The organism is Arthrobacter sp. Ha26, from assembly GCF_059091705.1.
This window is the reverse complement of sequence record NZ_JBNHGX010000002.1, coordinates 29,265-42,493: the sequence shown is the minus strand read 5'-3', so window position 1 is coordinate 42,493 and position 13,229 is coordinate 29,265. Positions and strand designations below refer to the sequence as shown.

The 13,229-nt window shown below is 62.9% G+C and carries 15 protein-coding genes, 1 tRNA gene and 2 pseudogenes; 5 read left to right on the top strand and 13 right to left on the bottom strand.

Going from position 1 to position 13,229, the window contains the following annotated elements; all coding sequences use genetic code 11:
• Window positions 1-62: 62 nt before the first annotated feature.
• Entirely contained in the window at window positions 63-761 is a 699-nt protein-coding gene (locus tag AC5RVY_RS05670; RefSeq protein ID WP_493953746.1) for a DNA alkylation repair protein, read from the bottom strand.
• 307 nt (window positions 762-1,068) lie between these two features.
• Between AC5RVY_RS05670 and AC5RVY_RS05665 the strand changes: the two genes are divergently transcribed.
• The gene (locus AC5RVY_RS05665) at window positions 1,069-1,893 is read left to right on the top strand and encodes a DUF1206 domain-containing protein (RefSeq protein WP_493953745.1); all 825 of its coding nucleotides are present in this window, start codon (window positions 1,069-1,071) and stop codon (window positions 1,891-1,893) included.
• A gap of 63 nt (window positions 1,894-1,956) precedes the next feature.
• Here AC5RVY_RS05665 and AC5RVY_RS05660 read toward each other — a convergent pair whose 3' ends face one another.
• The 3 genes from AC5RVY_RS05660 to AC5RVY_RS05650 all read right to left on the bottom strand — a co-directional run bounded on the left by AC5RVY_RS05660 (window position 1,957) and on the right by AC5RVY_RS05650 (window position 3,877).
• Window positions 1,957-2,526, bottom strand: a complete 570-nt coding sequence (locus tag AC5RVY_RS05660) for a hypothetical protein (protein ID WP_493953744.1) — start codon at window positions 2,524-2,526, stop codon at window positions 1,957-1,959.
• Between the two features lie 123 nt (window positions 2,527-2,649).
• Complete coding sequence (locus AC5RVY_RS05655) at window positions 2,650-2,985, bottom strand: hypothetical protein (RefSeq protein ID WP_493953743.1); 336 nt, start codon at window positions 2,983-2,985, stop codon at window positions 2,650-2,652.
• 457 nt (window positions 2,986-3,442) lie between these two features.
• Window positions 3,443-3,877 carry a hypothetical protein gene (locus tag AC5RVY_RS05650; RefSeq protein ID WP_493953742.1) on the bottom strand — a complete coding sequence of 145 codons (435 nt, stop codon included), beginning with the start codon at window positions 3,875-3,877 and terminating at the stop codon, window positions 3,443-3,445.
• Between the two features lie 272 nt (window positions 3,878-4,149).
• Between AC5RVY_RS05650 and AC5RVY_RS05645 the strand changes: the two are divergent.
• Window positions 4,150-4,876 (top strand): annotated as a pseudogene (locus AC5RVY_RS05645) (PspA/IM30 family protein).
• A gap of 35 nt (window positions 4,877-4,911) precedes the next feature.
• Here AC5RVY_RS05645 and AC5RVY_RS05640 read toward each other — a convergent pair.
• From AC5RVY_RS05640 to AC5RVY_RS05630, 3 genes and pseudogenes are all read right to left on the bottom strand, one after another.
• Window positions 4,912-5,603, bottom strand: a pseudogene (locus AC5RVY_RS05640) (DUF6994 family protein).
• A gap of 409 nt (window positions 5,604-6,012) precedes the next feature.
• Window positions 6,013-6,384 (bottom strand): hypothetical protein, encoded by a 372-nt coding sequence (locus AC5RVY_RS05635; protein WP_493953741.1) that lies wholly within the window; start codon window positions 6,382-6,384, stop codon window positions 6,013-6,015.
• Window positions 6,384-7,037 (bottom strand): hypothetical protein, encoded by a 654-nt coding sequence (locus AC5RVY_RS05630; RefSeq protein WP_493953740.1) that lies wholly within the window; start codon window positions 7,035-7,037, stop codon window positions 6,384-6,386. The genes AC5RVY_RS05635 and AC5RVY_RS05630 overlap by 1 nt, the downstream gene beginning before the upstream one ends.
• A 735-nt stretch (window positions 7,038-7,772) precedes the next feature.
• Here AC5RVY_RS05630 and AC5RVY_RS05625 point away from each other — a divergent pair.
• On the top strand, window positions 7,773-7,949 hold the full coding sequence (locus tag AC5RVY_RS05625) for a hypothetical protein (RefSeq protein ID WP_493953739.1): 177 nt from the start codon (window positions 7,773-7,775) through the stop codon (window positions 7,947-7,949).
• 199 nt (window positions 7,950-8,148) lie between these two features.
• On the opposite strand, the gene AC5RVY_RS05620 is transcribed toward AC5RVY_RS05625, so the two are convergent.
• Entirely contained in the window at window positions 8,149-8,313 is a 165-nt protein-coding gene (locus AC5RVY_RS05620) for a hypothetical protein (protein ID WP_493953738.1), read from the bottom strand.
• Window positions 8,314-8,526: 213 nt separating this feature from the next.
• On the opposite strand from AC5RVY_RS05620, the gene AC5RVY_RS05615 reads away from it, so the two are divergent.
• A complete protein-coding gene (locus tag AC5RVY_RS05615; protein ID WP_493953737.1) occupies window positions 8,527-8,667 on the top strand; it encodes a DUF4259 domain-containing protein in 141 nt (46 codons plus the stop codon).
• The gene (locus AC5RVY_RS05610) at window positions 8,615-8,926 is read left to right on the top strand and encodes a DUF4259 domain-containing protein (RefSeq protein ID WP_493953736.1); all 312 of its coding nucleotides are present in this window, start codon (window positions 8,615-8,617) and stop codon (window positions 8,924-8,926) included. The genes AC5RVY_RS05615 and AC5RVY_RS05610 overlap by 53 nt, the downstream gene beginning before the upstream one ends.
• Window positions 8,927-9,047: 121 nt before the next feature.
• On the opposite strand, the gene AC5RVY_RS05605 is transcribed toward AC5RVY_RS05610, so the two are convergent.
• The 5 genes from AC5RVY_RS05605 to AC5RVY_RS05585 all read right to left on the bottom strand — a co-directional run bounded on the left by AC5RVY_RS05605 (window position 9,048) and on the right by AC5RVY_RS05585 (window position 13,221).
• A complete protein-coding gene (locus AC5RVY_RS05605) occupies window positions 9,048-9,251 on the bottom strand; it encodes a cold-shock protein (RefSeq protein ID WP_012622991.1) in 204 nt (67 codons plus the stop codon).
• Window positions 9,252-9,428: 177 nt separating this feature from the next.
• Entirely contained in the window at window positions 9,429-9,629 is a 201-nt protein-coding gene (locus tag AC5RVY_RS05600; protein WP_493953735.1) for a hypothetical protein, read from the bottom strand.
• Window positions 9,626-10,186 (bottom strand): hypothetical protein, encoded by a 561-nt coding sequence (locus AC5RVY_RS05595; protein ID WP_493953734.1) that lies wholly within the window; start codon window positions 10,184-10,186, stop codon window positions 9,626-9,628. Before AC5RVY_RS05595 ends, AC5RVY_RS05600 begins: the two co-directional genes overlap by 4 nt.
• A 1,293-nt stretch (window positions 10,187-11,479) precedes the next feature.
• A tRNA-Thr gene (locus tag AC5RVY_RS05590) sits at window positions 11,480-11,552 on the bottom strand.
• A 103-nt stretch (window positions 11,553-11,655) separates the two neighbouring features.
• On the bottom strand, window positions 11,656-13,221 hold the full coding sequence (locus AC5RVY_RS05585) for an alpha/beta hydrolase (protein WP_493953733.1): 1,566 nt from the start codon (window positions 13,219-13,221) through the stop codon (window positions 11,656-11,658).
• Between the last annotated feature and the right edge of the window lie 8 nt (window positions 13,222-13,229).

Below are 13,229 nucleotides of genomic sequence, written 5' to 3'. Positions count from 1 at the left end.
CGGGCACCGGAGGCCGGGCATGGCCAGTCCAGAGAGCGGCCCGGTACGGGCTGGGAGAACCCTCAGGTGTCCTGCCGCCGCACCATCTCCGCTATCCAGGCGGGGGCAAAGGGAGAGGTGCAGCCCGGGGGAGTGGGGTAGTCCTTGAATACCTCCAGGCGCTCACCGATGCCGACCGCCCTGTCACGGTGGTCGGCGTGCCGGATCCCGATGGTGGCCAGGCAGGTGTTCATCGCCCACTGCAGCCGCTCCGGGGCGTCCTTCATTTCAGCTTCGATGACGTCCAGCAGGACGGTGAGGTCCAGGCCTTCGGGTTGCTTAGCCGCGCGTTCGCTGGTCAGCGCCCAGCCCGCGCCGGCAACCACCGGATCGGGGTCAGCCAGCCAGGCCAGGCGAAGCTCTTCAGCGTGCGGGCTTTTCTTCACCACGTAGTTCACAAGCCAGTCGAGTACCTTCGGGGCACGGGCCGCGCGCAGCATCGCGTCCAACTCGTCCCGCCGGAACGCCTTGGGGCGGCAGATCAGGAGTGCCAACAGGCGCGCTGCCGTGTCGCCGGTAGCCCAGAGTTCGACGGCCAGTTCCTGGTGTGTCCTGAGCCGCTTTGCCACTGCCCGGATCCTGCCGAGGTTTACACCGTGGTCATCGCCGTGTTTTTCGTTCACCTCGCGGGCGCGTGGGTCCTCAAGGCCGGCCAGTTCTGCCATCACTTCGGCCACGCCAGTCCCGGGCAACGCCGTTCTATCCGATGCCGTCCCAGCCATCTCGGGCTCCTCTCCGTCGCCTGCGAGGTTCAGCCTACGACGGAACCCGGCACCCCGCGCCGCAGGTGAGCGAGCCGGTAGCCTTCGACCATTCCGACCAGCCTCAGTTCTTGCCGCCTCCTGATCACTGGCGCAGGTGATTGCGGGACAACCACCTTTGGACGGCGATCGCCACCAGGGCCGGTTTGAGGGTGCTGCGGACCTGTCGGGACGGGGCACGTGGACCTAGACTGAGGTATTCCGCAAGGTTGTGGGCACCGGCTGCCGCGGACTTCCGACAACAGATACATCTCGGGAAGGACCGGCCATGGGCAGTGCCTCGGGGAAAGCTAATCGTGCGGTATCTGAGGCGGCATCGGCGAGCCGAAGTCCCGTCCTGCGCGTCCTGGCCAGGGCCGGATTCGTTTTCATCGGGCTGGTCCACATCCTGATTGGCGTGATCGCCCTTCAGGTGGACCGTGGCCAGGGCGGCGAAGCGGACCAGTCCGGTGCGATAGCGTCGATCGCGTCCAAACCGGGTGGTCCTGTGCTGCTGTGGGCGGGGCTGGCGGCGTGCGCGGCGTTGGCTCTGTGGATGGTCAGCGAGGCCTTCTTCGAAGCTCGCACCGAGACAGAGTCGAAGAAGAAGCTTCAGAGGGCGGGCGCTGCCCTGGGGAAGGCTGTGGTCTTCGCCTTCCTTGCCTTCATCTTCGCGGTCTTCGCCTCTGGCGGAAGCAAGAACTCCAGCCAGTCCGCGAGCGACTTTACGGCCAAGCTGATGGGAGCACCCGCGGGCGTGGTGCTCCTGATCGCCTTGGGCCTGGGCATCATCGCAGTGGGCGCCGTCTATGCCTATCGCGGCGTAACCCGGAAGTTCATGAAGGACCTTGAGGACCCAGGCAACGGCCGGTCGGCGGTCAAATGGATCGGTACCATCGGCTACGCGGCCAAGGGCGTTGTTCTCGCAGTGGTGGGCGTCCTTGTCATTCTTGCCGCGGCGACCGCGGATCCATCAAAATCCTCAGGCCTGGATGGGGGATTGAAAACTCTGGGTTCCCAGCCCTACGGGGTGTTCCTGCTCGCCGCGATCGCGGCAGGGCTGATCTGCTATGGCCTGTACTCGATGGCCCGTGCGCGGTACGGGAAGTTCTAGAAGCTGGTGATCCGACGGCATCAGCCGGGGAGCTCAAGAATGGCGTAGCCTGCGGGACGCGCCTCAACCGGTTACACGTACTCCGCCCACTGCCCCTGTCCAGGGGGTATCGCCGGGGCCGGGGAGCAACAGATGCGCGAATACGTGCCCCTGCTGCAGTGCAATGACCTGGGAAGTGGCCCGGGTGCAATCCAGCGCGAGCTCCACCGGCTGGAAGGGGGCACCGGGGTGCTCCTGTCCCACCGCGACCTTGGCCCCGGAAGTACCAACACAGGCTGCAGTGATTGTGTAGCGCCCGGTGGCCGGCACCTTCGCCGTCGTGCCAAAGCCCCTGACCGGGCCATCCAGGGGCCCCTCCTCAAAAAGGAGGACGGGCCCGGGCACCGCCTTGAGGAGCCGGTCCAGCTCAGCGTAGTTCTTGACCTCCTGGGCGAGGACAAAAGGATCAGTGTACGGCTCCGGGGATCTGGTCTCCGACGTGGCGTCAGCTCTCCGGGTGTGTACAGGTCCGGGGCCAGTTATTGGCGTGCCCACGGGTTCGGGGTAGTCATACACGCACCCGGCCGCTGCGCTGACAGGGATCAGCAGACACAGCGCAAATCCGTACCGCTGCCGCCTGTCCTTGGTACCCACACTTCCATGGTGGGCAACCTGCCAGTTCTAAGCAAGCGCGGCCGAAAGCTACACGGCCACGGGCTTCAACCTCATAACCAATGCCTTGGACAGCGTGAAGACTGCCCCTTGTTCTTCGCTGAATCAGCCGATATCCCCTTCCAGGCCGGAAGCGCGGGGAGCCGCCTTCTTGATGTTCCTGGCAGCGTGGCGGGCTTGCGCCGCCCTGACAAAGCCGGCTGCTGAATACGCCATGTAGTAGTCCACCGGCTGCAGTGCCCTCCACCCCCATCCTCCGGCCGGGTGGGCGTAAATTTCATACTTCGCCTGCAGCGCTGCTGACCGGAACGCTGATGCCTCCTTGTGGGCGAACGCCAGCGAAACGTAGTACCTGCCAGCCCAAGCCAGAAGCTCGCCATTGGCCCCATAAAGCCACCAGGACGGTTCCCCGTCCTGGCCGAGTGCTACACGGAATATCACGTAGGTAGCTCCATCCTCATTGCGGAACTGAGAAGGGGGCTGTCAGCCTCCCTGCCCCGGCAGGCCGGGAAGTATCCGGCGAGCTGACCTCATGATGGGGGACCTGGCGCAAGGGAGGCAGTGGAATGTCCCTAAGAGTTGATCAAGAAGTTTGTGCCGCCACCGACGCCGAGGCCGGCCAGCGCGGTTGGCCGCAGCTCTGGAAGAAGAGCGGGGGCAGGGCCGCCATCGGGACCATCGCGTCGGGGGCGAAAACCCATCCCTGGCTGAAAGAACAGGGCGTGCTTGTCAGCCCACTCATCCTCATTTTCTTCGCCACGACGGAAAACCCAGGACAAACTGAAAGAACAGCCCGTGGAGTAAACCTCAGCACTCTTGATCGCCACCACACTCGTGGGGCTGCGGTGCAGAAACTCACCGACATGGACCACGGTCCTACAGACACGTCCGGAAGGGCTCAGGGCGTGCTGATCACGATGTTCTTGTGGATAGGCTCCCACCCCTCGCCAATGAGCTTGTCGACGTCAAAGCCGTCCGAAACCAGGACTGTCTCGGCTATTCCGAGTCCGCTCACATGGACGATTTCCCTGTCATCGCGCAGGTCCGAGCAACCGCCTACCCAGGAAGGTTCTTTGTCGGTCTGTATGGCGGCTACGCAGGCCCGGTGGCCGTCGGCACTTTTGGCTCCGAAGTACCTGATCTGATTGTGCTCGACAAGGAACCTCACGCTGCTGGTCGGGATTTCCTCCTCTGGCCAGACGGTGATGCCGGGCGGAAGACGGTCCTCTGCTTTGGACTGGGATTCCAAAGCGCTGATTTTCGGCGTCGACGTGCAGCCGATCAACAGGAGTCCCGCCCCGAGAATGACGGCAAGGATGTGGTGGTGCTTCATTGGCTCTGCCCCCTCAGGCTTGTTGTCCGGTCAGCCTACACGGGCTCCTGGCTTGGAAGGTTGTGCGTACCGGGACGGGCTAAACGGGGTCGCCAGCCACGCGCCTTCCGCGGTGCGTACCCGCTGTGTTGGGCGCCGTCCACATCACGGCGAGCATGCGCTAACCAACTGGGTAGCCAGCCTAGTAGGGCGGATCCGGCGCCGCCCGAGACTGGTCACCGGCAGTGCAGTACACATAGGATGCGAAATCCATTACCGATAGAAAGATCCCTGTGAAGCAGAGTATTTTCGCCCGCGTCGCCCAGCTGGCCAAGGCCAACCTGAACGCCCTCCTGGACTCCGCCGAAGACCCGCAGAAGATGCTGGACCAAATGGCCCGCGACTACTCGGAGAATATCCGCGAGGCCGAAGCCGCCGTCGCCACCACTCGGTAACCTTCGGATGGCAGAGGATGACCACAACCGCGCCGTGAATGACGCCAACAGCTGGGGAAATAAGGCCATCGCTGCCTCCCGCAAGGCTGACGAGTTCCGGGCCGCCGGGAACCACGTGGACGCTGACAAGTTCGACAACCTGGCCAAGGTCGCCATCGGCCGGCAGATGACTGCAGAATCCACCGCCAAGGCTCAGGCGCCGAACCTGGCCGCCCAGAACGAGGTCGTTGACAAGCTCAAGCAGGGCCTGGACCAGATGCGCGGCAAGCTCGGTGAGCTCACGTCCAAGCGCAACGAGCTCGTCAACCGTTCCCGCGTCGGCGCAGCCCAAACCCAGGTCAACGACGCGCTCAAGTCCCTGGACGCCGGAGACCCCACCTCGGCCATCGGCCGCTACGAGGAGAACATCCGCCGCCAGGAAGCCACCGTCCGCGGCCAGCAGGAACTCGCAGCCTCATCGCTCGACGCGCAGTTTGCCTCCCTGGAAGACCTTGGCGAGCAGACCGAAGTGGAAGCACGGCTCGCCGCGCTCAAGTCCATCGATCGGAAGGCCATCGACTACTAGAACGGCGGCGCGGCCTCAACTGAAGCGACTTGGCTCTACGGCTGGGCGTCGATCGTGCGGTTCCGGGCAGCGATGAAGGCGTTTTTCCGGTGCAGGTATTCCAGATATTCGCCTTTGGTTTTCGGGACCGCGGGCGTCTTGAAGTCGTCGAAATGGTGGAAGAACTTGATAGTTACGCCGTCGTCTTCAAGAGGTCCTGCAGCAGGAAGAACTCGACACAACCGTCGAAGCCGCCGAACAGATCGAAGAACTTCCCATATCTGTTGAGGACATCCCGGAGAGGGTTCGGCTCGATCCCGAGATAGTGGCGGCGGATGCACTCCAACGTCAGGTCAAAACGGTCAGAGATCCTAGAGTTGCAGCCTCGTTCTTGGTTGATAGTCCACTTTCCGTCAACCTGAATGCCCGGAAACACGAGGGCGCTTCCTGCTGTGTAGCCGCCGTAGGGAGGAATTTCTGTCTCGGGAATGGTGCGTATGAGGCGCGCGGCCTTGCCCAGGAGCCCGGTGGTAATGGCATCGCTGGAGAGACGGAGAATGCCAAGCGGGGACTGGTAGGTAAGCTTGGACCCGCTTTCCGGTGCCAGGCAAAACGTGCCGCGGCGCTTGGGCAGTTCCTTGCTCCAGAGGATCTGGTGATGCCTTCGAAGGGTCGGGCTGTACTTGTCTGGATCCTTCCCGCCGGAATCGTCGTGGTAGTTGAAGGACGTGTCAACGCCGGTTGTCATGCAGTTCTCCCGTGACCGCTGGCGGCCAGCTCGGCGAGGTCGCGGATCAAGCGCCGTACCTCATGCTCTCGGCCCTTGCGGGCAGGAGGCTGGTATTGGGCGCGGCCGTGCCACGGGCTTCCTGGGCGGTGCTGGAACTGTCTGTACGGTTCGCGCTAGCTTAGAGGTCTGGATCCCACTCATGCTCGTACGTCCCCCCGACGTAGTCGTTCTGCCTGTGGGAACTCTCTAAGGGGCGGGGAGGACGGCGCGGAAGCGAATTGGCCAATCCTCGGGATTAACTGATTCGATCTTGAGCTCTTGTCCTGCATGCTCTCTCCTTAGTCGGGCCGCTCCACGCAGTTGGGCCCTGGATATTATCCAGGGCCCAACTATTTCAGCTCGGCACATGCCACCTGTTTAGGTCAGGTCAGGTAGCCGTTTCGTTTGGTTGGCTGAAGAATCGTCCAAACCGGTGAAGGTAAAGGTACATTCCGAGGAAGGCGATGACACCTAGAAGAGGCCCGGCCCAGAGGGCTATTGGAGTGCCGTGGATGAGGACCGCCGCGGCGCCGAATACGGCTCCCACCACCCCTACGCCAGGGCTGGCGGTTGCGAGTTTGCCCTGTATGTTTCGGCTTAGTTGGCGGTAACGGATGCTATGCAGGACGGCGAAGAGGATAAACGCGCCGCCCATGATCAGCGGCCAGGGCGTTTCGGCCACTGCGACGACGCTCAAGGTCAGTCCGTACATAGCCGCGAGTGCAAGCCAGTAGTTTTTTGCGATTGATTTCTTGTTCATCAGCATCCTCGGTTGAAGTCGATTACAGATCCCGCGATGGCCATGGCGGCTGAGCATCCCAGGGCTGCCATCGGGCCGAAGAATCCGAGTGCACCACAGAATGCGGCGTTGGTGCCCCACCATGCCCAGAGTGCTGCCCAAGCTGCAGGGCATTGCGGAAACGCCATTTGCATGCCCATACTGCCCTTTCCTCCGCCAACCATGATTGGCTTTGCCTTGACGATCTTCGCAATTTTGGAGCTATTCGGTCCGTCACTGACTTCCAGCGAAAGGTAACCGCTGTCAGTTAGTTCGACCAAGGCCCTAAGGACGTCAGTTGGCATTGAAGCAGCTAGGAATTCTTGCTGAAGCCTGCTGTCAAAGCGGCTGTCGGACGAAAGAAAAGCGGTGAGTGGTTTTGATTCTTCAATGATGCGAAGCCGCTCCCCGAAGCCACTCGGGTCAGATGACTTCGCTTGCCTTAGGCGGTCCAGGGCCTCCTGCGTCTGAGCGGGAGTTGGTTGAAGCAGGGCGACGCCTGAGCCGGACGTGGCTATCGTCTTGGCGCCAGCGGCACCGGCGGGTCCAACCGATGCCACCATGATTGCCATGACGGCAGTGATGGTCGCAACCAGTCGGCAGACGTGTTTCCAAGCTTGCTTGTTGTACGACATGTATCCCCCAATACGAATTTCTCAGACTCGGCTGAGCCTGTGTTTCTGCAGTCCATGAATGTTTGCGCTGCAGTGGGGCCTAGGCTACGGAGCGTCTCGTTGAGGCGCAAGTCAAACGCTGCCTAACTCGGAGGCGTGCTTTCCTAAAGGCCTGATCGCAGCGCCTACAAAATAAATTGCTGCGGCGCCGGGGGACTAATGGCATCGGCGTCGAGCATTCCCCGACGCTTCAGGGCATGGTGAACGGCAACCTTTTTCGCCGCGCAGGTTGGCCTTGTCGGCGGCGAAGTCATTGCTTTCGACGGTCGCGACGGCTCCTTCCCAGCCACCCGCCGGGGAAGACTGCTAGCCCCAATCAGAGACCAGGATTGGGTCTGATTTGATACCCAGCGTCAATTCACAATGAGAATGATTGGGGGAGTCGAGAACGGACCGGGGCAGGCGCTGAACGGGTCATTGCTGGTCCACTCCAGGTCGTTCTCCTGCTGGTCCAGCACAGAGCCGTCACGGGCGAGAGCCCGCAGGGGACATGGTGCCATTACTTGGGGGACCGGCCCACGGTCACTCCCCTCAGGAAACGATCGCAGGGTCCGCAATCCTGTCACACCCCGGGAGGACCATGGAGCTATGACGGCTCCAACGGTTGAGGCGGCGATCCACGAACTGATGGATCTCGCCTGGAATGTTGTCTAAGACCTGCTCGAGGAGCGGGGACTACTCGGGGACGGACTGGAGGTGGGGGAGTACACCGGGATCCACTCCTGGCTGGACGGGCCCGTGCGGTACACCGTGGTCCACTCCCGGCAGGTTGCGGTCCTGTTTGTGGACACCCGGCCGATCGACGCCGTCGCCTTCCATCACGATCTCCTGGGCGCCGACGACCCGAAGTCCTTCTTCAACATTCCCGGGTAGGATCTGCTGGCTCGCCGGCGTCCAGGAGCTTACCTGTGCTGAATTGGGCCTTGCGACTTGTCCTTCGTCACGACCAGGATTGCCAAGACCAGAGTGGCCAGTGCGAAGGGCAAGATCATCAACGGTGCGCCCGGTAGCCCCGAGTTTCCGCCGGCCATGAATCCGAGGCAGGCGATCACGGTAAGCCCGGAGAATGACGTCACCAGCCAAGGGGTTGCCCCTCGCGCTTGCGTTGCTTGGCCAGGATGACGATTCCGGTGACGAGGCAGCCAATGGAGCCCGCGATGAGGAAGAAGTTCATCCACCCGTTGAACGGTGTGCTGGCACCGCCGTGCCTGGCGAAGTGGAGGATGCCGGCGATCATGATGCAAGTGCTCTCCTGGTCGATAGGTATGAGGCGGAAATACCCTCGGCGCAAGCACAAGCAAAGAGACCCCCAATACCGGCAATCCTATGCCGGCTCCCACCTCCACCAGGCATATCGCCCTCCGGACACATAAGCCGAAATGCCTTGCCACCCGACCGGGGACTGCCATGCTGGTGCCAACAACAACCGGCTAGGAAAGGGTGATGGTCGATGGGCGCATGGGGCTTCCTTCCATTTGAGAACGACGACGCGTTTGACTGGCTGGACGAGCTCGAATCCGGCGGACCGGAGGTTATTCGTGGGGCTCTTGCCGCAACGGGCAACGGCTACGTCGGGGGCGCCGGAGGGTAGTGTCGCCATCGCGGCCGCCGACATTACCGCAGCCAGCCAGGGCAATCCGACCGGGGATCTGCCGGAGAACGTCGCTGATTGGGTGACCGCGCACGGAGCCGAGATCGCCGCGGAGGATGTCGAGAGGGCGCTGGAGGCAATCCAGCGGGTGGCTGGGGAGAAGTCCGAGCTAGCGGAGCTGTGGGATGACGCCGATGAACCCGAATGGCGCGAATCCCTCGAAGACTTGTCGGAACGGCTACGCACGGCGCTCCGGTAGCCGTGGCTGGTAGAGGTTGATCATCGAGGCCCAGCGCCGGTCGCAGAGGGCGCGCGGGCGACGCCAGACATGGCAGAAGGCTGGCCGGACCACAATGGCCGGCCAGCCTTCTTAGGTGCTGCTAGAGCGGCTGGATGTTCTCTGCCTGGGGACCCTTCGGACCCTGGGTAACGTCGAACTGAACCTTCTGGTTCTCATCCAGTGAGCGGTAGCCGCTCGATGCGATTGCCGAATAGTGTGCGAACACGTCAGCGCTTCCGTCGTCGGGGGCGATGAAACCAAAGCCCTTTTCGGCGTTGAACCACTTGACCGTACCTGTTGCCATTTACTGCATCCTTCACGGGCTGCCGGTCAGTTCCGCTTGTCGGATACCGTCCCGGCCGCTCACGGCATGAGCCTATGTGCCAAGCGCGGGCTTAGCAAGGATTGGAGTTGTTGGGAAAACAGAAAACCGGCCCCTTCTCAGGGACCGGCTCGTCAGTGGTCAATGTCGTAGGACACTTTAGGACGCGCGGGAGTGAGGCTTCTCGGCCGCCAGCTGCTTGACCCATTCGGGGGTCGTTTTTCCCAGACGGCGGTCTGTGACCAACCTGAGCTGCGCAGCGGCGATCTGCATGGCCCGGGTGTCCTGGTCGCGCGTCGTTGAATCGCCTGACGCGGCCGCGTGGGCGCCGTGGCGGGTCGGATGGGTTGCTGTGCTCATCGTGGTCCTCCTCCGGTCGGTTGTGGCTCGTCGTCTTCTTCATTGTCCCGTGGTCCGGGCTCATCGTCCACCCCGAGAATGCGAGCCCCCGTGCCGTCAATGACGAACGGCCCGTCACGCAGCACGTCGCCACCGCCGCGCTTCACGCGCGGCTCTTCCGTTCCAGCCACGAACGTCCCCTGGGTGGGCGGCTTAGAGCTGCGCTCAGCCTGCTGCTCCTCCACCTCGCTGAGTGGGTCCTCCCATGCGGCCTCCAGAACGTCCAGCTCACCGGGCCCTGCCAATTTGCTCTCTGCCAGCACAGTGAGGACCTTCAGCCCGACGGTACCCCGTTTGGGGTCCCCGGAGTAGACGGCGTCCAAGGCCCACTGGGTCCGTTTCCACCATTCGGCCCGGTTGTCCGCCTCGCGCTTCTGCTTGATCTGGTTGAAGCCAATGATGCCGGCGACGATGGCGCCGATCAGCACCGCGAAAGGACTGAGGGCAGCAACGATCTGCCACCACTCCGGCGGCGGGGCCACCACGGTGACGGGGATTGGGCTGGGCGACGGATTCACGGGACCACCCTAACTGCCAGCCGTGGCAATCTCGGTGAGGACGTCGTCGAGTTTTATGGCTTCAAATCGACCAGGCGGACGGTGTCACCGCATCTGTGTCGTGCCGCGCGGAGCACGCTCCGGCGCTTGCGCGGGCCCATCCTTGAGGCAGTTGGCCTCGGCCCGCGGACAGTTTTCCTGGGGGAGCTGCCGGAGCTGACCGCCCCCTAGCCCAAGGGCACGAAAAAGGCGCGCCCCGTTCGCAGAGCGCACCCTTCTCGGTTTCCCGTCCTTGCCCACGAAGGCTCCTGGGGCGGGAACGTCGTTGTTGTCCAATGGGCGGAGAATAGGATGCCAGAGGTCACCCCGCTGAGAATCCGGTCCTGAATCGCTTGTCCAAGCCCTGCTGCGTTGATGACCGCCGGTATTAGACCGTCTGATCGGCCCGAAACTTGTTGAGCGTCTGGGCGCAGTCTGCGGCCGCGGGCCTAAAGCCTGGATTCGGTCTCTACATGGTCGTGGGCATCGGATCGGGACCCAAGGTAGTTCCTTACGAGCATGTGGGCCCTTGGGTCGCAGTGGTGGAACCGCTCCTGCCCCTGATTAGGGGTGCTTGGCTGGGCTTTTGGGTGCCTATGCACTAGGCAACAGCTGCGCTAGCAGGAGGTTGTCTCGGCTGCGGATCCATGGCCACCGTTCTATTACCCTTCCTCGGGAAACTTCGGAACATTCACGGGCCATGCGCGGCTCAGCCAACCCAGTCCTGGTTCTCGTCGCAGCGTCCGAATGACTTTCGGTGCGCCCAAGACCAGTAGGGCAACCTGCAAATCTTCACCGACTAAGTGCTGGAATGCCGCCACGGCTGTGGGCACCTCGTGAGGGAGCCCGTCCGACCTGCGTGAATTATCAGGTAGCCGTGTCGTGGAAGAGACTGCAGCTCCCTGAGATCCTTCGGTGATAGCTCGGTAACCGGCCATCCCGCTGCAGCTGCGACTGTTCGAGCGGTGTCGAGGATCAGTGCGCAGTCCTCGGGATCTTCGGCGGACGCCAAGGTGACCTGCTCCATGCCATGACCTGAGTTTTTAAGGGTGTAGGCGAGATCGTCAGCCCACTGGGTGAGGCTCATAGCCCCACCATAGCCTCCGGCAAGAGATTCTCCGTGATGGCTAGAATCGCAACTCTAAGAGCCAGAAGTATTTGGAAGGGGATCAAAGTGTGCCATAAGTGTGCACTGCCCCCGGGCAGTGCCAGCCGCTTAACCAGCGAAAAACCCCGGAAACCCCTGAATCCAGGGGCTGTCCGGGGTTTATCCCGAGCTTCCTATCAGAATCGAACTGATGACCTTTTCATTACGAGTGAAACGCTCTACCGACTGAGCTAAGGAAGCACCGCATTCTTTCCCGGACGAACCGGGCCCTTCATGCAAGAGTCAACTGTAATAGAGTCCCCGCACCCGGGTCAAAATGGCCGGGAACCTAGGGCTGAGGCCTTCAGCACACCGTGTTGTCGGCCGGGGCTTGACCGCCCACCAGGTATCGGTCAACGGGGTCTTCAATGCAGCTGTTGGACCGGCCGTACGCTGTATGGCCTTCGCCTTTCCAGGTCAGCAGGGAGGCGTTGCCCAGCTGCTTGCGGAGCGAGGCGGCCCACTCCACCGGGGTGGCGGGGTCGCCGGTGGTGCCGATGACCACAATCGGCGCTTCCCCGGTGTACTCCACCGGCGCCGGAGTGCGGACGTTCTTGTATGGCCAGTCGGCACAGTTGGTGCCGCCGTAGGCGAAAAAGTACCCGAAGGTAGGGGAGTCCTGCATCAGCTGCTGCTGTTCGGCCCGCATGGCTGCGGCGTCGGACTCCATGGGGTAGTCCAGGCAATTGATGGCATTGAACGCGAATGTTGAGTTGGACGTGTACGTGCCGTTCGAGGCCCGGTCGGCGCCGAGGTCTGCGAGTCGCAGCATCAGGCTAACGTCGCCGGTCATGGCCGCATCGAGGGCCTGGGTGAGTGCAGGCCAGCTCTGATCGTTGTACAGCGGGGTAATCAGGCCGCTGACGAACATGGTGGCGTTAACCACCCGGCCGTCCTTGGCGGTGCGGGGCGTCTGCTGTACGGCGTTGATCAGGTCGCGGATCTGCTGCACTCCTGAATCGGTATTTCCGCTCAGCGGGCAGCCATCCTGCTTCAGGCAGCTCTCAACGTAAGCCCGGATGGACTTTTCGAAGGCGCGTGCCTGGCCGCGGGTCAGCTCCTCGTTGCTGATGGACGGATCCAGTGCCCCGTCCAGCACCATGCGTCCCACGTTGTCCGGGAACAGCGACGCGTAGGTGGATCCCAGGAATGTGCCGTAGGAGTAGCCGAGATAGTTCAGCTTTGCGTCGTTGACTACGGCGCGGAGGATGTCCAGGTCCTTCGCGGCGCTCACGGTATCGATGTGGGCCAGCACTGGCCCGGTCTGCTCGGAACACTTGGCGGCGATGGCCTTGTTGTCCGCCAGCACTTCCTGCAGGCCGGCGTCCGTGTCCAGGTTGTAGATCTTGGCTCGGGCCGCGTCCCGTTCGGCGTCCGTCATGCAGGCCACGGGGGCGGAGCGCTTCACTCCCCGGGGGTCGAAGCCCACGACGTCGTACGCGTTGCGCACCGCCTGCGAGAAGTGCGTTCCCGCGGCGTCCTTGACGAAATCGTAGCCGGATGCCCCCGGCCCACCGGGGTTGACGAGCAGGCTGCCTGTTTTGTTCCCCGTGCTGGGGGCGCGCAGGGCCGCGAGCTCAATGGCCTCGCCGCCCGGGTTGCCGTAGTCCATGGGCACTTTGACCTTGGCGCACTGGAATCCGTTTTCGCACGGCTCCCACACCACTTCCTGTGAGTAGAACTCCTCCAACCCGGCCGGAGCGGACGCCACAATCGAGGGATCGGCCTTTGCAGTGGCTGCCTCCTGGTTGCGGTCGCCGCCGTTCATGAGGCTGCAGCTGGCCAGAACCATGGCAAGGGCCATAGCCCCGGCGGCGCGTACTGCAAGCACCCAGGATGCGGGGCGTGCGGGCAGGGGGCGGGCAGTCATCGGGTCTC